This window comes from Nonomuraea sp. NPDC049129 (assembly GCF_040648495.1).
Classification (GTDB): domain Bacteria; phylum Actinomycetota; class Actinomycetes; order Streptosporangiales; family Streptosporangiaceae; genus Nonomuraea.
In genome coordinates, this window is the sequence record NZ_JBEZDU010000005.1 from 79,786 (window position 1) to 102,423 (window position 22,638).

Annotated in this window: 17 protein-coding genes; 9 read left to right on the forward strand and 8 right to left on the reverse strand. The window is 70.7% G+C overall.

The window, feature by feature from the left end; all coding sequences use genetic code 11:
- Positions 1-58: 58 nt before the first annotated feature.
- Positions 59-613, forward strand: a complete 555-nt coding sequence (locus AB0B64_RS16290; RefSeq protein ID WP_357956327.1) for a DUF1707 domain-containing protein — start codon at positions 59-61, stop codon at positions 611-613.
- On the opposite strand, the gene AB0B64_RS16295 is transcribed toward AB0B64_RS16290, so the two are convergent.
- The gene (locus tag AB0B64_RS16295) at positions 583-1,692 is read right to left on the reverse strand and encodes an aromatic ring-hydroxylating dioxygenase subunit alpha (protein WP_358178152.1); all 1,110 of its coding nucleotides are present in this window, start codon (positions 1,690-1,692) and stop codon (positions 583-585) included. The two genes, AB0B64_RS16290 and AB0B64_RS16295, sit on opposite strands and share 31 nt — an antisense overlap.
- Positions 1,693-1,886: 194 nt before the next feature.
- Here AB0B64_RS16295 and AB0B64_RS16300 point away from each other — a divergent pair, with 194 nt between their 5' ends.
- Together AB0B64_RS16300 and AB0B64_RS16305 are read left to right on the forward strand one after the other, a co-directional pair.
- Positions 1,887-2,267, forward strand: coding sequence for a hypothetical protein (locus tag AB0B64_RS16300; RefSeq protein WP_357955966.1), 381 nt, complete (start codon positions 1,887-1,889; stop codon positions 2,265-2,267).
- A 126-nt stretch (positions 2,268-2,393) separates the two neighbouring features.
- Positions 2,394-3,851: a DUF2079 domain-containing protein gene (locus tag AB0B64_RS16305; protein WP_358178155.1), complete on the forward strand. Its 1,458-nt coding sequence runs from the start codon at positions 2,394-2,396 to the stop codon at positions 3,849-3,851.
- A gap of 10 nt (positions 3,852-3,861) precedes the next feature.
- On the opposite strand, the gene AB0B64_RS16310 is transcribed toward AB0B64_RS16305, so the two are convergent.
- Positions 3,862-4,944: a glycosyltransferase family 4 protein gene (locus AB0B64_RS16310; RefSeq protein ID WP_358178158.1), complete on the reverse strand. Its 1,083-nt coding sequence runs from the start codon at positions 4,942-4,944 to the stop codon at positions 3,862-3,864.
- Positions 4,945-4,983: 39 nt separating this feature from the next.
- Between AB0B64_RS16310 and AB0B64_RS16315 the strand changes: the two genes are divergently transcribed.
- The 3 genes from AB0B64_RS16315 (at position 4,984) to AB0B64_RS16325 (ending at position 10,357) form a co-directional block, all read left to right on the forward strand.
- Positions 4,984-5,802, forward strand: coding sequence for a PIG-L family deacetylase (locus tag AB0B64_RS16315; protein WP_357955972.1), 819 nt, complete (start codon positions 4,984-4,986; stop codon positions 5,800-5,802).
- 49 nt (positions 5,803-5,851) lie between these two features.
- Positions 5,852-6,907: a lysylphosphatidylglycerol synthase domain-containing protein gene (locus tag AB0B64_RS16320; protein WP_357955974.1), complete on the forward strand. Its 1,056-nt coding sequence runs from the start codon at positions 5,852-5,854 to the stop codon at positions 6,905-6,907.
- A gap of 81 nt (positions 6,908-6,988) precedes the next feature.
- Positions 6,989-10,357, forward strand: coding sequence for a BTAD domain-containing putative transcriptional regulator (locus AB0B64_RS16325; RefSeq protein ID WP_358178160.1), 3,369 nt, complete (start codon positions 6,989-6,991; stop codon positions 10,355-10,357).
- On the opposite strand, the gene AB0B64_RS16330 is transcribed toward AB0B64_RS16325, so the two are convergent.
- Positions 10,326-10,847 (reverse strand): hypothetical protein, encoded by a 522-nt coding sequence (locus AB0B64_RS16330; RefSeq protein WP_358178162.1) that lies wholly within the window; start codon positions 10,845-10,847, stop codon positions 10,326-10,328. The genes AB0B64_RS16325 and AB0B64_RS16330 overlap by 32 nt on opposite strands.
- A 148-nt stretch (positions 10,848-10,995) precedes the next feature.
- Here AB0B64_RS16330 and AB0B64_RS16335 point away from each other — a divergent pair, with 148 nt between their 5' ends.
- Positions 10,996-11,490, forward strand: a complete 495-nt coding sequence (locus tag AB0B64_RS16335; RefSeq protein ID WP_357956329.1) for a VTT domain-containing protein — start codon at positions 10,996-10,998, stop codon at positions 11,488-11,490.
- Between the two features lie 62 nt (positions 11,491-11,552).
- Positions 11,553-12,398 carry a serine hydrolase gene (locus AB0B64_RS16340; RefSeq protein ID WP_358178164.1) on the forward strand — a complete coding sequence of 282 codons (846 nt, stop codon included), beginning with the start codon at positions 11,553-11,555 and terminating at the stop codon, positions 12,396-12,398.
- A gap of 206 nt (positions 12,399-12,604) precedes the next feature.
- On the opposite strand, the gene AB0B64_RS16345 is transcribed toward AB0B64_RS16340, so the two are convergent.
- The 4 genes from AB0B64_RS16345 to AB0B64_RS16360 all read right to left on the reverse strand — a co-directional run bounded on the left by AB0B64_RS16345 (position 12,605) and on the right by AB0B64_RS16360 (position 16,629).
- Entirely contained in the window at positions 12,605-14,188 is a 1,584-nt protein-coding gene (locus AB0B64_RS16345) for an NAD(P)/FAD-dependent oxidoreductase (RefSeq protein WP_358178166.1), read from the reverse strand.
- A 686-nt stretch (positions 14,189-14,874) separates the two neighbouring features.
- Positions 14,875-15,576: a hypothetical protein gene (locus AB0B64_RS16350; RefSeq protein ID WP_358178168.1), complete on the reverse strand. Its 702-nt coding sequence runs from the start codon at positions 15,574-15,576 to the stop codon at positions 14,875-14,877.
- 114 nt (positions 15,577-15,690) lie between these two features.
- Complete coding sequence (locus tag AB0B64_RS16355; protein WP_357955989.1) at positions 15,691-16,053, reverse strand: hypothetical protein; 363 nt, start codon at positions 16,051-16,053, stop codon at positions 15,691-15,693.
- A gap of 78 nt (positions 16,054-16,131) precedes the next feature.
- The gene (locus AB0B64_RS16360) at positions 16,132-16,629 is read right to left on the reverse strand and encodes a hypothetical protein (protein ID WP_358178170.1); all 498 of its coding nucleotides are present in this window, start codon (positions 16,627-16,629) and stop codon (positions 16,132-16,134) included.
- Positions 16,630-17,105: 476 nt separating this feature from the next.
- Here AB0B64_RS16360 and AB0B64_RS16365 point away from each other — a divergent pair, with 476 nt between their 5' ends.
- A complete protein-coding gene (locus AB0B64_RS16365; protein WP_358178172.1) occupies positions 17,106-20,018 on the forward strand; it encodes an AAA family ATPase in 2,913 nt (970 codons plus the stop codon).
- 46 nt (positions 20,019-20,064) lie between these two features.
- On the opposite strand, the gene AB0B64_RS16370 is transcribed toward AB0B64_RS16365, so the two are convergent.
- Positions 20,065-22,611 carry a M4 family metallopeptidase gene (locus AB0B64_RS16370; RefSeq protein ID WP_358178174.1) on the reverse strand — a complete coding sequence of 849 codons (2,547 nt, stop codon included), beginning with the start codon at positions 22,609-22,611 and terminating at the stop codon, positions 20,065-20,067.
- Positions 22,612-22,638: the final 27 nt, after the last annotated feature.

Sequence of the window (22,638 nt, forward strand, 5' to 3'; positions counted from 1 at the left end):
CCGACGCCTCCCGTTCTGAAGCAGGCGAACCTATGCTCGGAACATGTCGGATTTACAGATGCGCGTCTCAGATGCGGACCGTGAGCGAAGCGCGCGAAAGCTCCAAGACGCGTTCATGGAAGGCCGTCTCACCCAGTTGGAGCTTGAGGACCGGCTCGAACTGGCCCTCACCGCGCGAACCTACGGCGATCTGGCCGACCTGACCGCCGACCTACCGGCTGACGGGCCCGCGGTGGACGGGCCCGTGGCCGACGAGGTGGTGGAACTGGAGTCCAAGAACGGCCACATCAAGCGATCAGGCGACTGGGCGGTCCCCCGCCGGCTCAAGGTCGCCTCCAAGTACGGCAGCGTCGAACTCGACCTGTCGGAGGCCGTCATCTCCCATCCGGTCGTCGAGATCGACCTCGACCTCAAGTACGGTTCGGCCAAGATCGTGCTGCCCGACGGTGCCGCGGCCGACATCGACAGGTTCCGCACGGAGTGGGGCAACACCGCGACGTCGGAGGTGCCGGGCCGGCCCCAGCCGGGCGCCCTCTATGTGGTGGTGAGCGGCCAGGCGAAGTACGGGAACCTGGCGATCCGCTATCCGCGTAAGCGCTGGTTCACCCACTGATGGAAGATCGAGATGTGGTGCTCGCTCGGCACCAGCACCCCGCCCGCCCGGTAGGCGCGTGACGACATACCGGGCTGGGTCCGCTCACAGGCGGCGAAATCCTGCTCGTTGACCCGGTGGAACAGCTCGACCGAGAGCGACAGGTCGGCGCCGGAGGCGACCACGTCGGGGTGGTAGAGCCAGTCGCACTCCACGATCGTCCGGTCGGCGGCCAGTGGCACCATGCGGTGCAGGATCACGTGGTCGGGCACCAGGTTGACGAACACCTGCGGCTTGACGGTGATCGCGTAATAGCGCCGGTCCTGCTTGGCCGACACGTCAGGCAGTTTGCCGAACCCGGGGCTCCCGTCCACGGTGAACCCCTCGGCCCGCTCGGCGAACTCCGCCCCGTGGCCCACGTAATACTGCGCGGCGTAGCCGCCCGCGAACTCGGGCAGCACGGCCGTCAGCTCCGGGTGGATCGTGGCGCAGTGGTAGCACTCCATGAAGTTCTCGACGATGAGCTTCCAGTTGGCCTTGACGTCGTACACGATGCGGCGCCCGAGGTCGAGCTTGTCGACGTGGTAGTGCTCGATCGCGGCCGGATCACCCAGGCGCTCGGTGGCCGCGCTCGTCACCGTCTCCTCGAACGACGGCGGCTCGTCGGCCAGGCAGACCCAGGCGTAGCCGAGCCACTCGCGCAGGCTCACCGGGATCAGCCCGTACTCCACCCGGTCGATGTCGGGCATCTTCGCCAGGTTGGGCGCGGCGGCGAGGCGGCCGTCCAGGTCGTACGACCAGGCGTGGTAGGCGCACCTGATCGTCCGCCTGACCTCGCCCGTCTCCTCCAGGCAGAGGCGGGCGCCGCGGTGCCGGCAGACGTTGAGGAAGGCGCGCAGCTCGCCGTCGCGGCCGCGGACCACGAGCACGCTCTCTCTTCCGACCTGGACCGTCCTGAACGTCCCCGGCCGGGCCAGTTCGCCGGACCGGACCGCGCAGAACCAGAGGCTCTCGAAGATCTTGGCCTGCTCTTCGGCGAACGTCGCGGGGTCGGTGTAGGCGTGACCCGGCAGCGTGGAGATCAAGCTCGATGTGGTCAACCGGCACCCCTTGTTGCGTATTACGCACCGAGTTGCTCTATATGCGACATCGTCCGGTCGGCCTCAGAAGCTGTCAAGAGTTGGTCGCCCGCTTTACAACGACTTGATACTGATGGTGCTAGTGGGGTGCAAGCACTTGTCAAGGATTACTCCATAATGTCGATTCGTCGCTAAACGCAACGAAGGGCACGGAAATGACACCCCCTCGTCGTCGCATCGCCATCGCGATCGCGACGCTTTCTCTTGCCGGCCTCACCACCGCCTGTGGTGCCATCGGCAACGCTGTGGACTGCAACCAGATGGGCAGCGAAGTCACGAAGATCATGACTGACTTCAACGGAAGCATGACCTCGGCCGCGACCGATCCCAAGGCCTTCGAGAAGGCCGGCGATGAGGCCGCCGCCAAGGTGAAGACCCTGGCCGGCAAGTACGACGGCGACCTCGCCGCCGCGCTCAATGACCTTGCCACCGGGCTCGACGGCATCAAGATCGACGCCAAGGATCCCACCGGCTCGATGGACTCTGTCCAGAAGTTGCAGAGCTTCGTAACGAAGATCCAGAGCGCCTGCACCTGACGCTTGTGTCGGCATGCCGCACCGGCCGCGGGGGGCGGCTCGGCGCGGCGGCCTTGTCGCGTTCGCGGTCCAGGGGGAACTTTTCCGCGAACGCGATCAGGGGGAATCGGTCTACGCTTGCTGCCCGTGACGGGGGAAGCTCTGGCAGCGGGCGCTGCCCGTTGGACGGCCCGGATCACGCCGAACCGCCTGCGCGTCGGGCTGATCGCCGTGGTCTCGGCCGCCGTCTACGCCGTACTCGGCCTGGTCAAGCTGGCCACCTATCGCGCCAGCACGTTCGATCTGGTGATCGTGGACCAGGCCGTGCGCAACTACGCGCACTTCCGGCCGCCGTACATCCCGATGGTCGGCGCCTTCCACGACCGGGGGCTGGACTACCTCCAGCTCGCCGACCACTTCTCGCCCATCTACGCGCTGCTGGCGCCCTTCTACTGGATCCATGACGGCCCGGCCTCGCTGATCGTGGCGCAGGCGCTGCTGTTCGCCGCCGCGATCCCGTTCATCTGGCTGTTCACCAGGCGGATGCTGGGCACCGCCCCGGCCTACCTGGTCGCCGTGGCCTACGCGCTGTCGTGGCCCGTCGCACAGGCGATCGCGTTCGACGCGCACGAGGTGATGTTCGTCCCGCTGCTCACCGCGATCATGATCGAGCGCTACCACGCGGGGCGGCTGCTGCCCGCCTTCGCGGCGATGGGCGCGCTCCTCCTGGTCAAGGAGGACATGGGCCTCACGGTGATCGGCTTCGGCCTCTACCTCTTCCTCACCGGCGACAGGTTCCGCGGGCTGTGCTGCGCCGCGATCGGCCTCGGCGGGGTCATGCTCACCCGGGGCGCGCTCATCTCGCTGCTCGGCGGCCAGAGCCAGGACTTCTGGGCCTACAACCACCTGGGGCCCGACGCGCCGAGCGCGATCCTGACGCTGCTGCGCGACCCGCTGAACGCGCTGCTGCTGCCGTTCAGCGAGGAGACCAAGGTCGACACGCTATTCCTGCTGGCCTGGCCGACGCTGCTGCTCTGCCTGCTGTCGCCGCTGTCGCTGGTCGCGCTGCCGCACGTGCTCGAACGCATGCTGTCGGACCGCGAGCCGTGGTGGCGGGCCGACTTCCAGTACAACGCCTTCACCGTGGTGATCCTGCTCCTCGCGGGGGTCGACGGGCTGTCCAGGCTGCTGCGCCGGGTCAAGCGCGCCGACGACCGCTCGCTCAAGCTGGCCTGGTCGGCGGGCGCGCTCGTGGTCGCGCTCACCCTGGTGCCGAAGTTCGCCCTCGACCAGCTCTACCATCCGGCCTTCTACAAGGCGGAGGAGATCAGGACCGAATCGGCCGCCGCGGCGGTGGCCGCGGTGCCCACGGGCGTCACCGTGGAGGCCGCCAACTCGCTCGGCCCGGCCCTGACCTCCCGCACCACCGTCCTGCTCTGGACCGGGCAGCCGCGCGGCGCCGCGTGGGTGGCGGCCGACACGGCCCGCTGGCAGTACCCGTTCGGCTCCCCTGACGATCAGCGCGCCCAGGTGGACCGGCTGGTGACCGAGGGATACACGAAGGTGTTCGACCGCGATGGTTATGTGGTGCTACGCCGTACATGACCCGATCGGCTTATCCGATGGCCTCCGCGTACGCCCGGTCGAAGCCCGCCAGGACGGTCGGCCAGGTGCCCGCCGACGGCGGGACGGCGCGGTTGTGAGCGATCATGCGCTGCCGCAGCTCGGGATCCGTGGCCAGGCGGGCCACGGCGGCGGCCAGGTCGCCCAGACTGCGGCCGAGCAGCCCCTCCGTGCCGTGCCGGACGAAGTCGGCCACCCCGCTCTGCGCCCGCGCCACCACGGGAAGCCCGGCGGCGCGGGCCTCCAGCGCGGCGATCCCGAACGACTCGCGTGGCGCCGGCGCCACGAACACGTCGGCCGACTCCAGCACCTTGGCGATCTGCTCGCGGGTGTAGCGTCCCGGCAGCGAGACCCAGCCCGTCATGCCGTGCCTGGCCAGGTAGCGCTCCATCTGGGCGCGCGCCGGGCCGTCGCCGATCACCGTGGCGCGCAGCGGAATGCCCGCGGGGACCCGGGAACGGACCATGTCGAGCAGCTTGAGCAGCCGGACCGGCTGCTTGCGCGGCGCCAGACGGCCCACGGCCACGATGTGCACCTCCTCGCGCGGCTCCGGCGGCGACCCGGAGAACAACCGCCAGCCCGACAGGTCGAGGCCGTTGGACACCACGTGCACGGGCACCCCCTCCCCCGCGACCGACCGGATCGGGGCCGCCGCCGCGTTGCTGACCGTGGTGGCCACCAGCCCCCAGCTCTGCCAGCCGTAGACCAGCCGCAGCAACCGGTAGACGCCGCGCGTGACGGGATCCCACATGCTGTGCACGGTCACGACGCAGGGAATCGCGGCCCGTTTCGCGGCCCGCACCCCCATCCAGGCGAACGGCGAGACCGCGCCCATGTGGACGTGCACCACGTCGGGCCGCGAGGAGGTCAGCCGCCGCGTGAGATGTCCCACTCCGAACGGGTGGACCGGCAGGTCGAAGGGCATTTTGGCGACGATCCTGTGTACACCGGGCAGCGCCTCTCCTTTGGTCGCGGTCGCCACATCGACGGCGTGGCCGGCCTCGCGCTGCGTACGCACGAGGTCGGCGACCTGAACCTCGATCCCCCCGAGTCGCGGCAGGTAACAGTCACTCACGTGAAAGATCCGCACCCCTCCCAGACTAATCTGGGCGTTGTGCCTCCACGTACCGCTGTGTTCTTCCACGCCCATCCCGACGACGAGGCCCTGCTGACGGCCGGCACGATGGCGATGCTCGCGGCCGAGGGACACCGCGTGGTCCTCGTGGTGGCGACCGCCGGCGAGCGCGGCCTGGCCGAGATGGGGCCGGGCGAGGAGTTGCGCGCGACCCGCCTGAAGGAGCTGTACGAGTCGGCGGCCCTGCTCGGCTGCGCCCGCGTCGAGTGCCTCGGCTACGGCGACTCGGGCCTGAGCCCGCAGGGCGGCAGCGCCGAGGAGCGGCCCGACGACGCCTTCATCGACGCAGACTCCGAGAAGGCCGCCGGAAAGCTGGCCGCCATCCTGGAGGAGGAGCAGGCGGACCTGCTGTCGATCTACGATCCTGCCGGCGGCTACGGCCATCCCGACCACGTCCAGGTGCACCGGGTGGGGCGGCGGGCGGCGGAGATCGCGGGCACGGCGGTCGTGCTGGAGGCGACGGTCAACCGCGACCCGCTGGTCAGGCTGCTGAAGCTGGCGGGGAAGTTCTACCGGTTCCCGCCCGAGTTCGACGTACGGACCTTCGAGAGCGCCTACTCGGCGAGTGAGACGATCACCCACCGGGTAAATGTCCGGAAATATGCGAAACAGAAGCGGGCGTCCATGTCCGCGCACGCCTCCCAGGCGACCGGCGGCGACAGCGACCGCACGCTGGCCGTGATGCTCAAGGTGCCCGGCCCGCTCTACCGGCTCGTCTTCGGCACCGAGTGGTACGTACGGCGTGATCTCCCACCCGGCACCCGCCTCAATCATCCTCTGGACCAATGGCCGAAATAAGTCCCCAGTATGATCCGGGCCGCCCCCGCGAGCGGCAGACTATACCCCGATGAAGAACAGATGGCTCCAGATCACGCTGTCGGCGCTCTCCCTGGCGCTGGCCCTGGCCCTCGTGGTCTACCTGCCGCAGATCGTCCACTCGCTGACCGGCAAGCCCGTGTCCTGGCGCGAGATCGGCGCGCTCTTCCACAGCCTCAGCTTCGGCACCATCGCCCTGATGACCGTGGTCTGGCTGCTGAGCCTGCTGGCCTACACCTTCGTGCTCACCAACTCGCTGCCGGGTCTCAACAACCTGCAGGCGCTCTCGCTCAACGCGGCGGGCAGCGCGGTGAGCAACCTGCTGCCGTTCGGCGGCGCGGCCGGGGTGGCGCTGACGTTCGCGATGACCAGGGGCTGGGGGTTCGCCAACCGCTCGATCGTGGTGATGACCCTGGTCAGCGGCATCTGGAACACTCTGTTCAGATTCATCCTGCCCGCCGTCGGCATCATCGCGCTGCTGGCGGCCGGCAAGGCGCCCAACCCGACGGTGGCTAAGGCCGGCTGGGTGGGCGCGGTGTCGATCCTGGCGCTCTGCCTGGTCGTGGCCGCCGCCCTCTACTGGGACCGCGCCGCCGCCCTCCTGGGCAAGGGCCTCGACTTCCTCGTACGCCTGCTCAGGCTGAAGTTCCACGCCTCCGAGGCGCTTGAGCGGCTGCGCAAGGACACCGCCGAGATCGTGAAGTCGCGCTCGATCGGCCTGTCGCTGGCCATGGTCTTCTTCCTGGGCTTCCAGTGGGCGATCATGGTCGTCTGCATGCACGCCACCGGCGCCTATCCGGGGCTGGCCCAGTCGATCGCCGTCTTCGCCCTGTCACGCGTGCTGACCAGCGCACTGGTCACCCCGAGCGGCGCGGGGATCATGGAGAGCGGCGTGGCCGCGCTGCTCTACGCCTTCGGCGTGGCACCCGCCCCGGCGACGGCGACCGCACTGCTTTTCGGCTTCTGGACTTACACTATCGAGATCCCGTTCGGCGGCCTCGCTCTAGGCGCGTGGGCGCTACTGCGCAGGCGCAACGCCAGGAACGCCGACGCGGAGCCCCCGTCCGCGATCTCGAAGGCCCCCTAGTGACAATCCCAAACCGAACAGGCGTTAATCAATCACGGCCCTTGTGCCTGATTCGGAAGCCCGCATAGCGTGGCGGCTGACATGGTGGCGTTCCGAGTTCTGGGGCCAGTCGAGGCGTACGAACACGACGACGAACTCGACCTCGGCGGGTTGCGGCAGCGGGCCGTCCTCGCCCGACTTCTCGTGGCCAGAGGTCAGGTCGTGCCGGTTGACACGCTCCTTTACGACTTGTGGGATGACGACACGGCCAAGGGAGCCCAGTCGGGGCTCCAGGTTTACATCTCCCGGCTGCGCCGGGTGCTGGAGCCGGGCCGTCCGCGGGGCGGGCCCAACCGCCTGCTGGTGACCGTCGCCTCCGGCTACGCGCTGCGGGTGGCGCCCGACCAGGTCGACGCGCTCAAGTTCGAGCAGTTGGTCAGGGCGGCGGGCGAACACCTCGAAGAGGGCGATCCGCAGTCCGCGCGCGCCCGCCTGGAGAAGGCGCTCGGCCTGTGGCGGGGCACCCCCTACTCCGACTTCGCCGACCAGCAGTGGGCGGAGGCCGAGGTCAACAGGCTGACCGAGCTGCGGCTGGTGGCGCGCGAGCGGCACGCCGACACCGGGCTGCGCCTCGGCCTGCCCGCCGAGACCGTGCCCGACCTGGAGGCGCTCACCACCGAGCACCCGCTGCGCGAGGAGGGCTGGAGGCTGCTCGGCCTCGGCCTCTACCGCTGCGGCCGGCAGGGCGACGCGCTGGCGGCGCTGCGCCGGGCCAGGGGCATCCTGGCCGACGAGCTGGGCATCGACCCGGGGCCGGCGCTGCGCAAGCTGGAGTCCGACATCCTGGCCCAGGCGCCCGAGCTGGAGCTGAGCGTCGCGCCACGGCCGTCCAGGCCCGTGCAGGCGCCCACCGACACCTGGCCGCCCCGGCCCGCCGCCCCGGTCGAGCCGCCGCCACTGGAGCCCGAGCCGTTCGTCGGCCGCGACGCCGAGCTGGCCAGGCTCACCACGGCCGCCGCGCGCACCGGCAGGTTCCAGGTGGCGATCGTCGCGGGCGTCGCGGGAGCGGGCAAGACCACGCTGCTGCGCCAGCTCGACGGCAAGCTCACCAATGACGGCTGGATCACCGCCTCCGGCGCCTGCCCCGACTCCAGCGCGACACCGCCGGGCTGGGCGTGGGTGGAGATTCTGCGCGCCCTGGTGGGGATGACCGGCGCGGGCGAATACGCCCAGCTGCTGGCGCCGCTGCTCGACGACGCCGACCCCGATCCCGACGACGACGAGGTGTCCGGCGGCTTCCGGCTGCACCGGGCGGTCGGCGGCTACCTCGCGGGGGTGGCGCGGCGCGCGCCGGTGCTGCTCACGCTCGAAGACCTCCACTGGGCCGACGACCAGACGCTGGCGCTGCTGCGCGCGCTGCCCAGCCTGCTGGCCACCAGCCGGGTGCTGCTCGTGGTCACCTGCAGGGAGAGCGAGCTCGACGACCGCCAGTCCGACGTGCTGGCCGCGCTGGCCCGGCTCGGCCCGGTGCGGGTCGGGCTGTCCGGCCTCGACCCCAAGGCCGTGGGCGAGCTGGTCAGGGCCACCTGCGTGCGCGAGATCGACGAGGACGCGGTCGAGTCCATCGTCGAGCGCACCGGCGGCAACCCGTTCTTCGTGCGCGAGACCGTACGCCTGCTCGACTCCGAGGGCGCGGCCGACCGGGCCAGCGCGGTCGAGGTGCTGTCGCGGGTGCCCTCAGGGGTGCGCGACGTGCTGCGGCGGCGCATCTCCCGGCTGCCCGCCGGAGCCCAGCAGATCCTGTTGCAGGCGGCGGTGATCGGCCGCGACGTCGACGTCGACGTGCTGGTCGACGTGGCGGGCGACGAGGACGCCGTGGTGGAGGCGGTCGAGGCGGCGCTGCTGGCCGGGCTGGTGACCGAGCCGGGGCCCGGGCTGCTCAGGTTCGATCACGACCTGGTGCGCGACACGATCTACTCCGACGCCTCCCGGCTGCGCCGCACCCGGCTGCACGCGGCGGTCGCGTCGGTCATCGAGCGGCGCACACCGTCCGACGTGGCGGCGCTGGCGCACCACTACTTCCTCGCCGACGCCGCCGAGAAGGCCGTCCACTACGCCGGGCTGGCCGCCGAGCAGGCCGAGCGCAGGTTCGCCCACCGCGAGGCCGCCACGCTGTGGGAGCAGGCCATCGCGGCCTTCGACCGCACCGGCGGCGACACCAAGGACCGGCTGCAGCTCATGCTCCGCCAGATCAGGGCCCTGGCGCTGTGCGGCGACATGACCGCGGCGCGGCTGCTGCGCCGCCAGGCCATGGACTCCGCGCTGCCGCTGGGCGACCTGGAGATCACCGCGCGGGTGGCGGCCTCGCTCGCCGTACCGCACAAGGGGATGGCCCGCGACTTCACCCGCACCGCGTGGGAGATCGTCGACGTCACCGAGAAGGCGCTGATGGAGCTCCCCGAAGGGGAGCAGACGCTGCGCGCGAGCCTGCTCACCACGCTGGCGCTGGAGCTGGAGGGCTCCTCCTCGCCCGAGCGGGGGCGGCAGGCGTCGCTGGAGGCGCTGGAGCTGGCCAGGCAGAGCGGCGACCCGACGCTGCTGGCGGCGGCCCTCAGCGGGCGGCTGCGGCAGTCCTACGACATCCCGGCGGTCGACACCCGCGAGAGCATCGGCCGCGAGCTGCTGGAGGTCGCCCAGCGCTCCGGGCAGATGGCCACGCAGGCGCTGGCCCACCTGGTGCTGCTCGAATGCGCGGCGGCCCGCGGTGAGTTCGCCATCGCCGACGAGCACGCCGCCGCGGCCGACCGGCTGGCCAGACAGTACGACCTGTCGGCGCCGGCGGCCGTCTGCGCCTGGTATTCCGGCCAGCGACTGATGATCGCCGGCGACTACCGCGGCGCCGAGCGGGCCTACGCCGACGCGGCCAGGATGACCGAGCGGGCGGGCATGCTGGAGGGCCGCCAGGACCTGCCGCTGATCACCACGTTCTGCCTGCACCTGGTCGACGGCCGGGCGGCCGAGACGGTCGAGCTGCTCTCCGAGAAGCACCAGCGGGGCGCGAAGTGGACCCTTGACGCCTACGCGCTGGCGCTCGCCTCCGCGGGCCGGGTGGCCGACGCCAAGGCCGTGGCCGCCGTACGCCCGCCCGTGCGGCCCGACTTCCTGTACGAGCTGGCGATGACCTGGCGGGCGCTGGCCGGGATGCTGCTCGACGACCGCGAACGGATGATCGACTGCTACGACAAGCTCAAGCCGTTCGCCGACCGCATCGCGGGCGCCGGCACCGGGGTCGTGGCGCTCTGGCCGGTGGCCCTGACGCTCGGCGACCTGGCGGTGCGGCTGGGCCAGCCGGACGCGTCGCGGGCCCACTACGAGAAGGCGCTGGAGGTGGCCGAGCGGGTCGGCGTGCCGCGCTGGGTGGAGGCGGCGCGGCGGTCGGTCAGCAACTCACCTGGAAGCGGTCGCTCTTGATGGTCTTGGCGCCCTCGACGGTGAGCTCGATGCGATACCAGCCGGGGTTGTTCGTGATGCTGGGGTTCCAGCGCACGGTCTTCGTGTTACCGGCGAAGCCGTCGTAGTTGACGAAGTAGGAGTGCCAGGTGTTGGTGCCGGGGCTCCAGCGGGACAGCTCCCAGCCGTACAGGACGGTGTGGTCGGGCTCGGCGTTGATCACCACACTGCGGGCCACGAACGTCTTGACACACCCGGCGTCGCCGACCGGCAGCGCGCTGACGCTGATCTTGCCCGGCTTGGCGGCCTGGGGCGTCCGGGCGGTGGTCGGGGAGATGATGGGCAGCTCGCGGGCCGACAGGGTGACCGTCTGCGCCGGGTGTGGCGCGGAGTTGGCGGTGTCGTAGGCCGAGAAACCGACATAGGCTCCGGTGAAGGCGAGGGCCGCCACGAAGAGCTTGGCCGTGCTGGCCGTGCCGGAGGCCAGAACCGCGGTGCTTCTCGTTGCCATGATCAACACTCCTTCTTGCTCACTACAGTGGTACGCGAAGGTGGTTGAACCCTGGTTGTCGACGAGTTGCACCCTGCTGTGGCGACGACTTGCCCCTTGAACTAAGGTAAGGCTGACCTAAAGCACGCGACGGGGGGTGGGGTCCTTGATGCGACAGCTGGCGATCACCATCGAACCCGTGGGGCCGATCTGGCTGGGAGTCGTGCTGATCATCGCCCTGTTCGGCGCGTTCCAGGCGTACTACTGGATCGGCCGCAGGCTCGGCGAGAAGCTCTACGACTCGCGCATCGGCGTCCGGCTCGGTCGCGAGCGGATCGCGAAGGTCGAGCGGGTCGTGGAGAAGTGGGGCGCGTTCGCGGTCTACGGGTGCTTCTGGGTGCCCATGCTCCGGCACACGCTGCCGTGGGTCGCCGGGGCCCTGCGCGTCTCCTACCCCTGGTACCTCGTGGCCAGCGCGCTGGGCTGCCTGACCTGGGCGCCCATCTGGTGGTTCGGCCTGAGCGCGCTGGTCTGGGCCTGGCTCCAGGTCGCCGCGCGGTCGCCGATCACGGCGGCGGTCCTGGCGGTGCTGTTCGTCGGCGGAGTGGTCGGGTTCGTCGTGTGGCGCCGGAAGAAGCGGGCGGACAAGGTGCTGGCCGCCTGAGTGTCCTCAACTTGGGACAGAGTTCGGCATATTAAGCGTTGATCACCTGCGACCATGTCGGCATGCATATTGGGGGTTTCATCGGCGGCGCCGCACTCGCCGTGGTCGTGGGGATCTCGTCGCCCGCAGCGGCCGCGCAGGCGGCGGACCCGCCCGTTGTGGCGGCAAAATCAGCGTATGTGGTCGATTCAGCGGGAACGATCCACTTCAACAAGCGGGAGACGAGCCGCGTCCCGGTCGCCAGCCTCGTCAAGGTGATGACGGCGTACGTGGTGCTCCGCGAGGCCAAACTGGGCGACACCATCACCATCACCGCGGCTGACGTCAAGCACGCGACCAAGTACGGCGGCACCACCGCCTCGCTGAAGAAGGGCGAGCGGCTCACGGTCAGGGACCTGCTGTACGGGCTCATGCTCCCGTCGGGGGCCGACGCCGCCAACGCGCTGGCCAGGACGTACGGGCCGGGCAACGCGGCATTCGTCGCCAAGATGAACGCCGCGGCCAAGCAGCTGCGCCTGGCCGACACCCGCTACACCAACGCCGACGGCCTGCCCGTACCCAGCAACGGCGGTTACTCCACGGCCGTCGACCAGACCAAGCTGGCGCAGGCGGCGCTCCGCGACACGACGTTCAAGACGGTCGTCGGGCGCGAGGTGCACAAGGTGGCCAAGACATCCACGCACCGGGCGCACACCTGGCGCAACTCCAACAAACTGCTCACGCAGGCTGACGGGGTGCTGGGGGTCAAGACCGGCTACACGAACGCGGCGGGCTACTGCCTGCTGTTCGCGGCGGAGCGCGGCGGCAGGCAGGTGGTGGGCGTGCTCCTCGGGGACCAGGACGCGCGCCGCTTCAGCACGGCCGAGAAGCTGCTCGACTACGCGGGCGAGCAGATCGCCGGCAGCTGATCCCACGGCCCGGCGACGACCTGCCCGGTCATCGCCGGGCCGCGACCGCTCGCCGAGGACGGGCGATTGCTGTTCGCGCACGAGCTGATCGTCCGCGGCTCGACCGCCGCGCCCGCTGTCTGACCCGACCTCGCGTACGACCGGGCGGCCCCCGCTCTCGGCGAGGCGGCCGGGACCGCGGGGCCGTGGGGCCGTGGGGCGGCGCCTCAGCCGCGGAGAAACCCCTGATAGTCCTTGGCAGCCACTTCACTGCATTTATCCCGATATACGCCAACACCGCCGACGTAAGGCATGAACACCCGAGGCTTTCCGGGGATGTTCGCCCCCATGTACCAGGAGTTCGCCCGCGGAAACAGCGTCAGCGCCGCGATCTCGTTCACCTGCCCCACCCACGTGTCCTCGGCCTGCGGATCCGCGTCGATGACCTGCCCGTCCAGCCGCTCCAGGCACTCGGCGATCCAGTCCACGTGCTGCTCGATCGAGACGATCATGTTGCTCAGCACCGACGGACTCCCGGGCCCGGTGATCGTGAACAGGTTGGGGAAACCGGCGCTCATCAGCCCGAGATAGCTCCTGGGCCCCGCCCGCCATTTGTCCCGCAGCGACAGCCCGCCCTCGCCCCGGATGTCGATGGCCAGCAGCGGCCCGGTCATCGCGTCGAACCCGGTCGCGTACACGATCACGTCCACCGGATGCTCACGCTCAGCCGTACGCACGCCGCCGGGGGTGAGCTCCCGGATGGGCGCGGTCCTGAGGTCGGCGAGGGTGACGTTCGGGCGGTTGTACGTGGCGTAGTAGCCCGTGTCCACGCAGAGCCGCTTGCTTCCTATGGGGTGGCCGCCGGGAAGGAGCAGCTCGGCCACGGCCGGGTCCTGGACCGTGGCCCAAATCTTGCCGTGGACGAAGCCGGCGGCCGTCCTGTTCGCCTCCTCGTTGGTCAGCAGGTCGGAGAACGAGCCGAGGAAGCCCAGGCCGCCCCGCTCCCAGCGCGCCTCGAACTCGTGCCGCCGCGCCTCGTCCGTCACCGCCAGGGCGGAGTCGGGGTTGGGGCTGGTCAGGAGACCGCTGTGGGAGGTACGCAGCTGACGGCGGAGGTCCTGGTGGTTGGCCTTGAACCACTGGTCGTACTCCGGCGACAGCGGCCCGTTGTGCGCGGGGACGCTGAAGTTGGGCGTCCGCTGGAACACCGTCACGTGCTCGGCGCTCTCCGCGATGACCGGAATGGACTGGATGGCCGACGAGCCGGTGCCGATCACCGCCACCCGCCGCCCGGACAGGTCCACGCCCTCGGCCGGCCACCGTCCGGTGTGATAGCTCGGCCCCTCGAAGGAACCGGGCAGAGCGGGCAGGTTGGCCACAGACAGGCAGCCGACCGCGGTGACGAAGTAGCGGGCCGACAGACGCTCGCCGTCGCCGGTCTCGACGCTCCAGACTCCGGGCGCCTGCCAGGAGGCGGCCGTGACGCGGGTGTCCAGCTGGATGTCGGGGCGCAGGTCGAAGCGGTCGGCGACGTAATCGAGGTAGCGGAGGATCTCGGGCTGGGCGGCGTACCGCTCGGTCCAGGTCCACTCACGCTGAAGGTCCTCGGCGAAGGAGTAGGAGTACTGCAGGCTCTCGACGTCGCAGCGGGCTCCGGGGTAGCGGTTCCAGTACCAGGTGCCGCCGACGCCACTGCCCGCCTCCAGGACCCGGGCGGCCATGCCTAGGCCGCGCAGGCGGTGGAGCATGTACAGGCCGGCGAATCCGGCACCAATGATGATCACGTCGTGGTCGGTCGATCCTGCGGGCATCGCGCCTCCATCGGCGATCGAGATGGACCTCCCCTCTAGAAGAACACGGCCCGTACAAGGGAGCACGGCCCGGCGAACAGCGGTTGCCGACCGACCCGTATGGGAGAACACGACCCGCACAGGAGAACACGGCCCACCGGACAGCGGTTGCCGACCGCCCAGGGCTCGAAAGACCGTCCTGATGCGGTGCGGCCTTAGGGCTATCCCCTGGCCGGGCCCTGAGGTGCCCGGCTCGTCACCCGATCTACGCTGGATCCCACCTGCGGCCCGAGGCGCGCGTGGTGGCTTCCTCCATCGAAAGCGGGGGGCTCGATGGTTCAAGCGCCATTCGCCCGAGGAGCTGACCGGCAGGTGGGCGATCACCGGCTCTGCGGACGGCTCGGCTCCGGCGGACAGGGAGCCGTCTGCGAGGTCTTCGAAAAGGACGGCACCCGGGGCGGCCGGCAAGCCGCTCAGGCTCGACCGGATGGAAAGGGCGAAGGCCAGAGCCCGGTTCGCCCAAGAGGTCGCCGCCACCCGCCGGGTGGCGGCGTTCTGCATGACGGGCCAAGCGCCTCCTGGCACCTCCAGGCGCCTCCAGGCACGGGCCTGTCCCCGAGCCGGGGGCAGGCCGGACAAGCCCGAGCCGGGGGCAGGCCAGGCCCCGGGGCGGGGCCCGAGCCGGAGTCAGGCCCGAGCCGGGCTTCTCACATCCGTACCGATTTCGGGGTCGTGCCCGTCGGCGGGCGCAGCTTCAGGCGTCCAGGTGGCCCGATCGGCGGTGCGGGCGGGGCGACCGAGGGCCGTCCCGTAGGTGGCGGTGGCGGGTCCGTCGCCGCAAGGCACCCCCGGCACGGCGCCCAGAGGAAGCCGGACCAAGCCGAGGAGCCGTTCCACGCCGAGCCCGTCCACTGCCACGACCAGGCGGTCGTCGCGTAGTAGCGGTCCTCGCCGCAGGCGCCGCCCCAGCCCCAGGTCGGGGCGAACGTGAAGGAGGACGAGCCCGACACCTGCCCGGTGCCGCCGCACTGCACCCAGGTGCCGCCGTCCCAGTAGTAGAGGAGGCTCTCGCTGACCTGCGTGGTGCGCCGCCGGCTGCCATCGCGGTAGGAGAAGCCGTCGGCCCCGGTGTGAACGCCGTCCCGCAGGAACTCCACCCGTGACCGGGTGCCGTGCTCATAGCCGCCCGTGGTGGACGTGGCCCAGCCGTAGCTGAAGATCCAGTAGTCGGGCGGTCCCAGCTCCTCGAACGTGGGCTTCCAGATGTAGTCGTCGATGTCCCCGTCGTAGGCGCATTCCCAGGTCTCGCCGCTGACGGTGACGATGTCGTCCTGCGCCGCCTCGTTACACACGTCGCCGGGGTAGTCGGCGTACGCGGCGCCCTGACCTATGGCCAGGGTCGCCGCCACGAGTAAGAGGGTGGTGAGCACGTGCCGCCAACTGCGGAACGGCCCTCTCATAACGTACGCTTCCGCTTTTTCCTCTTGATCATGCGCACAAAATAACTTCGGCCCAGGAAGCCGTCAAGGCGTACCTTGACCATCGTTTCGGAATAACTTGCCGACCTGAAGCCATGCCGCCCGCAGCGTGAACCGCACGGTCGCGTGCTCTTCTGAATCGCCGTTGATATCGACCCGGAAGGCCGGCTCGGTGCTGTCGGCATCATAGGAAATGGCGGCGAGGAACGAGGTGAACCAGTTAACGCGCACACTTCGTGAGGTCAACCGCCCGTCCATGCAGTCATGGGCCACGGCAGACCCATTGGTCCCCGCGAAAATCTCGCTGAATTCGGATTTCCATCCTCCGGTGACACCCAGGCCGTCGAAGTACCCGCCGACCGTACGGCCGCCGTCGAGGTCGCGCCGGCCACAGCCGACAGGGCCCATCGGTGGTAAGCGGTGGGCGCGGGGAACCCCGCGCCCACCGCTCGGTGAATCCGCTGGTACTTCTGCTACCGGGCTGGATCACTCAGGCAGGAAGTAGGTGAACTGCCCGCCCGCGTGGTGACCGCCGCCGATCACGACGTTGGTACGGAAGGCGGGGTCCGTTCCGGCAGCGTCGCCGGAATTGCTACCAAAGGCCGGGTTGTCCCAGTGCGCATGGATCCTCTTGGTGTTGTTGCTCGAGGGATCGCAGTTCTCGGTGATGTAGTCGGCCTCTCCTTCGGTTCCAGTGGCGACCCCGTTCGACTCGGACTCCCAGCTGACGAGCCTGCCCGACTTGATCCGGGCCGGCGGCCGTCTGCTCCATTCGCCGTGGTCGAGCCGTGCCGTGACGAGCACCAGGTCGCAACCCGTGTTGTTGCTCAGGAAGACCTCGAAGCTGAAGAACGAGCGAGCGGAGGCGGTGCTCGCACTCGCTCCGGCCGCGGACGCGATCAGGCCGGCCGACAACAGCCCCGTGGCGATGAGGGCACTGCCGAGCCTGCGCATCCCGCGCCTGGTGGTGACTTTACCGCGCATTTCTGTTCCCCTTTTAGGGTGGCGAGCTCCTGACTCCTTAAAGTTAGGAGTGATTCGGCCGAGCCCACATACCCAGGCTTAGGGATGGCCGCGACATCACGCCGGACACTATGATTCCGATTGGCGCTGCATTATGAGGCGTCGCGCAGAAGAGCCATGCAGCCATCAAGCGCTCTATGTCGCTGAAATCGCCCAAGCCCTTTATCGGCCACCCGAACAGTCCGGGACAGCGGCAGAAGCCTGGGTCATATCTTCGGCGAGGCTCGGCCGACGGAGCGATCAGTGGCCCGGGCCCATCGGGACGCGCACAGCCTCCTCAGCGCGCCCGCTGAGCCGAGCGCCGATACCCCTCCCGCCCGTCCGCTTTATAGCGTTAAAGGATGATATGTCAGTAAAGCGAGGGTTGACCGTAGATGACTGGTAGTAGATAACGGTATTCCGGCACGGGCACCAAACCCGGACCCTCGGAGACGCCGATGACGAGTGTCGCCAGTCCCGCGATGGTCGGACGCGAAGCGCCGTTGCGAGCACTCCTCGGCGCGATCACCCGACCGCCCGCCGTGGCCCTGGTGGAGGGCGAGGCGGGGATCGGCAAGACTCGGCTGGCGCGGGCGGCCATCGACGTCCTGCGCGACGGCGGTCGCACCGTGCTGCTCGGCCACTGCCACCAGCTCAGGGAGCCCTTCCCGTACGGCCCGGTGTTCGACGCGCTGCGCCACGTCGCCGCCGCCCTGCCCGGGACCGAGGCGCTCAACCCGGTGACCGGGGCACTGCGCGGCTACCTCCCCGAGCTGGCCGGGCACCTGCCGCCCTCGCTCCCGCCGGTCGACGACCCGCGAGCCGAGCGGCACCGCCTGTTCCGCGCGGTCCACGCGCTGCTGGACGCCGCGGCGCCGGTCGTCCTGGTGGTGGAGGACCTGCACTGGGCCGACGACGGCACCCGGGACCTGCTGCGGTTCCTCACCCAGCAACCGCCCGAGGGCCTGGCGCTGGTGGTGACCTTCCGGCGGGAGGACCTGCCCGTGACCGGGCTGCCGCTGGGCCACGCCTACCGGCATCCGCCGGGCGCCAACAGCGTGGTGATCTCGCTCAAGCCGCTGGACGTCGAGGCCGTCAGGACCCTGACCAGCACGCTGCTCGGCCGCCCCCAGGTGACGGCGGGCTTCGCCGCCAGACTGCGCGAACGGACCGCCGGCGTACCGTTCCTCATCGAGGAGGTCGTCCGCTCGCTGCTCGACGGCGACGGCCAGTTCCCCGGCGGCGTGGAGGAGCCGGAGGCGCTCGACCGCGTCGCGGTGCCGCTGCTGCTCCGCGAGGCGATGGCGGAGCGCCTCGCGGACCTGTCGCCGCCCGCGCTGCGCGCGGTGCACGCCGCCGCCGTGCTCAAGCTCCCCGCCGACGAATCACTGATCGCCGCCGTCTCCAACACCGCCCACGGACCGCCGATCGCCGCCATCTCCAGCACCACCGACGAACCGACGATCGCCCCCGCCGGGGCCGCCCTGCGCGAGGCGCTCAAGGCCGGTGTCCTGCTGGAGCACCCCGACGGCCAGTACGGCTTCCGTCACGCGCTCGCCCAGCAGGCCGTCTACGACGCGATCCCCGGCCCCGACAGGCAGCTCACCCACAGACGGGCCATGGCGGCACTGGCCGCGCTGGACCCGCCGCCGCTCGTACAGCTGGCCTACCATGCCAGGCGCGCGGGCGAGTACGAGGCGTGGCGCAGGCATGGCGTCGCCGCCGCGGACCAGGCGGCGGCGCTCGGCGACGTCCCGCTCGTGGTCGAGCTGCTGGAGGGCATGCTGGCCGACCCCAAGCTGCCACGCGAGGCCCGCGGCCCGCTGGTCCTCCGGCTCAGCCGGCTCGCGACGATCGGGCTCTCGCATCGGCGCGCCGTGCGGATGCTCCGCCGCCTGCTGTCGGACGACTTCCTGACCGGGGACGTCCGCGGCGAGGCCAGGCTGAACCTGGGCGTACTGCTGGCCAACCAGGCGGGCGACATCGCGGCGGGACGTCAGGAGGTCCTCGCCGCGCTCCCCGACCTGACCGGCCGGCCCGGCATCGCCGCGAGAGGGCTGGCGCTGCTGGCCATGCCTGCCTGGGGCGGCGAGCCGATCGCCACCCACAAGAAGTGGATGGACCAGGCCGAGAGCCTCCTCGTCACCGTCGCCGACGAGGACCCCGAACTGACGGCGACGGTGTACGTCAACAAGGTCACCTTCGCCATGCTCGTGGGCGCGCCCGACGCCTTCGCGCTGGCCGACACGCTGCCCGTGAGCGATCCGTCGGCGGCGATACGCAGGCAGGCCGCGCGCGGCTACTCCAACCTGTGCGACGCGGCGACCGCGCTCGGCCACTACGGCCCGGCCGGCCGGTTCGCGCGCGAGGGCAGGCGGATCGCCGGTGAGACCGGCGCCCTGTACCCCGCCTACCTGGTGGAGGTGTCGTCGATCAAGCTCGACTGGCTGACCGGACGCTGGGACGGCCTGCGGGAGCGGGCACTCGCGGCGGTCGAGATGACCCCCGAGACGCCGCTGCTCAGCGTGGACGCCCGGCTGGTCCTGGGCATGCTGGCGCTGGCCAGGGGCGAGTGGCAGGAGGCCGGCGAGCACCTGGAGGCGGCCGGCCCGCGTGAGCCGGACTCGGCCTTCCTCCCGGTCGCGGCCGCCGCCTCCGGCGGGCTGGTCGAGCTGCACCTGACCCGCGATTCGGTGGAGGACGCGCTGTCGGAGGCCGACAGCGCGGTGACCAGGCTGCGGCGCAAGGGCGTGTGGGTGTGGGGCGAGCAGGTGGTGCCGGCGACCGTCACCGCGCTGCTCAGGGCCGAGCACCGCGCCCAGGCCGCCGAGCTGGTGGCCGAGTTCGCGGCGGGCGTCGCGGGCACGACCGCGCCGGCGGCCGAGGCGGCGCTGGAGTCGGCGCGCGGCGCGCTGGCCGGAGCGGGCGGCCGGTTCGAGGAGGCCGCCCGCTACTACGGTCGGGCGCGGGCCGCCTACGAGGCGATGCCCAGGCCGTACGGGGCGGCTCGGGCGGCGGAGGCCGAGGCGGGCGCGCGGCTCGCGCTCGGCGACCGGGCGACCGCCGCGGAGATCCTCACTCACGCGGACGAGCGCTTCACCGCGCTCGGCGCCACCCACGACGCGGCACGCTGCCGCCATCTGCTGCGGGAGATCGGCGCGGGCGGCCGGCCGCGCCGGGGGCGGAAGCCGGCCGGCGGGGTGCTGTCGCCCAGGGAGAGCGAGGTGGCCAGGCTGGTCGTGCTCGGCCGGACCAACAGGGAGATCGCCGAGGTGCTGTTCCTGTCACGTCGCACGGTCGACACCCATGTGGCGCGGGTGCTGCAGAAACTCGGCGTCCGCACTCGTAACGAAGTGGCTCTCCCTCCATGAGCCGAAGCCCTGGCCGGATGACCGGCCAGGGCTTTGGTGTCGTGTGTCAGAGGGTGATGCTCCAGGTGTCCAGGCGCCCGGTGTCAAGGAAGTAGTCGTCGGTGACTTCGAGCACCCAGGTGCCCGCCGCCTGCTGGCTCACCGGGACCGAGTACGTCCTGGTGCCGTACGAGGTGCAGCTGGTGCCGCCGGAACTGTCGACCGAGTACCACGTGCCGTTCGGCCCGCGGAGCCGGATGTCGAGATCCTCCGCGCAGGTGTGCGCGATGGTGACCGACAGCTTGACCGGCGAGACCGCCGTACCCGTCGCCGTGGAGGTGATCGGGCTCTGGATCGTGCTGAAGTCGTTGATGGTGTAGTCGGTGCCGTTGGTGAACGTCCTGCCGCCCGAGGTGCTCTGCACCGTGAGCGCGTAGGTCGTGGTGTGCGTCGCCGTCACGCCGGTGCCGGTCACGGTCACCGTGTACGAGCCGGCGGGCGTGGTCGGCGCGGTCGAGATCGTCAGGGTGGACGAACCGCCCGAGGTCACCGAGGCCGGGTTGAAGGCGGCCGTGGCGCCCGTGGGGAGACCGCTGGTCGCGGCCAGGTTCACGGTCTGCGCGGTGCCCGCCGTCGTGGTGGTGCCGATCGTGGTGGTGGCCGCGGAGCCGGCCTGTACCGTGCCGGACGTCGGGTTGGCCGAGATCGAGAAGTCGCGGGTCGCGGTGCCGACCTGGAGGGTGTAGACGGCGGTGTGCGTGGCCGACCCCGCACCGGTGACGGTGATCGGGTAGGAGCCCTGCGCCACCGAGGAGCCGACGGACAGGGTCAGCGTCGAGGAGTTGCCGGAGGTGACCGACGACGGGCTGAAGCTCGCCGTGACACCGGTGGGCTGCCCGGACGCGGTCAGAGTGACCGTCTGGGCGCTGCCGGACGTCGTCTGCGTGTTGACCGTGGTGGTCACCTGCTGGCCGGGCTGCGCGCTACCGGTCGACGGGTTGAGCGAGAGCGAGAAGTCGTTGGTGGACGTGCCGCAGGCGGGCTCGCCCGTCGCCGCCGCCACGCTCACCGCGCTCCACGCCGCCTTGGTGGTGTTGCACTCGGCGCTGTTGGCGCCGAACAGCTCGATCGCGGACGCGACCGAGGCCGCGCGGACGTTGGTGTAGCGCCAGCTCGAGGTCTTGCGGTTCAGGGCGCCCATGTAGATCTGGCCGGCCTTCTGCACGCCGACACCGGTCACCGACGACGGGCCGCCGGAGCAGATGGGGCTGGTCGGCTTGCCGCCGCCGGGATTGTTGCCCTCGGCCAGCAGGTAGAACCAGTGGTTCAGCGGGCCGGCCGCCGCGTGCACCTCGGTGCTGGGGATCGAGGAGGAGTAGCAGTTCGGGTCGCCGAGCGCGCTCGGGTTGTACATGTTGCGGATCGGCCCGTCACCGACGAGGTCCACCTCTTCGCCGACCAGGTAGTCCGGCGGGTCGTTGGGGTTGTTGGCGTAGGCCTCGGTGAGAGCGCCGAAGATGTCACCGTTGCCCTCGTTGATGCCGCCGTTCTCGTTTCCGGAACCGGCCCCGCCGGGCGTGGTCTGGAAGATGGCGTGCCCGAACTCGTGCGCCACCACGTCGATGTTGGTGGCCTGCCGGGCGTTGTCCTGGCTGTGGCCGAAGTTGGTGTAGCTGCCGTTCCAGTAGGCGTTGACGTCGGCCAGGCCGACGCGGGCGGGGAAGCCCCTGCCGCTGCCGTTGATGCCGTTGCGGCCGAGCCAGGCACCCAGCATGTCCCACTCGCGCTGGACGGAGTAGAGCGCGTCGACGCAGCCGGTCTCCAGGTTGGTGCCGCTGCCGTTGCCCCACGCGTCGTCGGTGCCGGTGTAGGCGGTGCCGCCCTGCCCACCGCACTGGATGCCGGGCCTGGTCGTGTCGGTCATCGAGTACGAGCTGCCGGAGCCGCTCGTGTTGATGGTGACCTGGCCGTAGTAGTAGCCGTTGCCGCTGCCCTCACGTACGAGGTCGTAGGAGTCGGCGATCTTGCCGGTGCGGGCGTCCACGAACACGTGCTGGATACTCGGCCGGCCCTTGACCAGACCGCTGACGACGGCCTCCCAGCTCAGCTTGGGCGTACCGCTCCAGGTCAGCACCACCAGGCGCGGGGCGGCGGAGTCGTCGACGCGCGAGAGCCGGGTCTTCGCCACCTCCGTGGCCTTCTCCGCGCTGATCACGGCCGTGGTCCGCACGTCCTGGGCGCTCGGCCCGGCCGCGACGGTGTCGCGGACGTGCCCCGCCGAGTCGGTGACGACGACCGCGTCGCCGCCGACCACCGGCAGCCCCTTGTAAGAGCGTTCGTAGCCGACGAAGTACATGTCGCTGGTGCCGCGGGTGACCGACACGCGGCTGTACGCCTCGTCCGGCCCCTTGGCCAGCTTGTCGAGCCCGCTGGAGACGGCCTTGTCGGCGACCGCCGCCGCGAGGGAGGCCGGGTCGGCCGCCGCTCGTGCCTGCGCGCCGGAGTCCTGCTTGCCGGCTCCGGGAGGGGCGGCGTACGCGGTGGGGACGGCGAGAACCATCGACGCGGCAGTGGCGAGTCCCACAGCCGCGGCGGCTAAGGCAGTGCGTTTCACGCGTGGTGCTCCTTTCGGCGTTTCCCG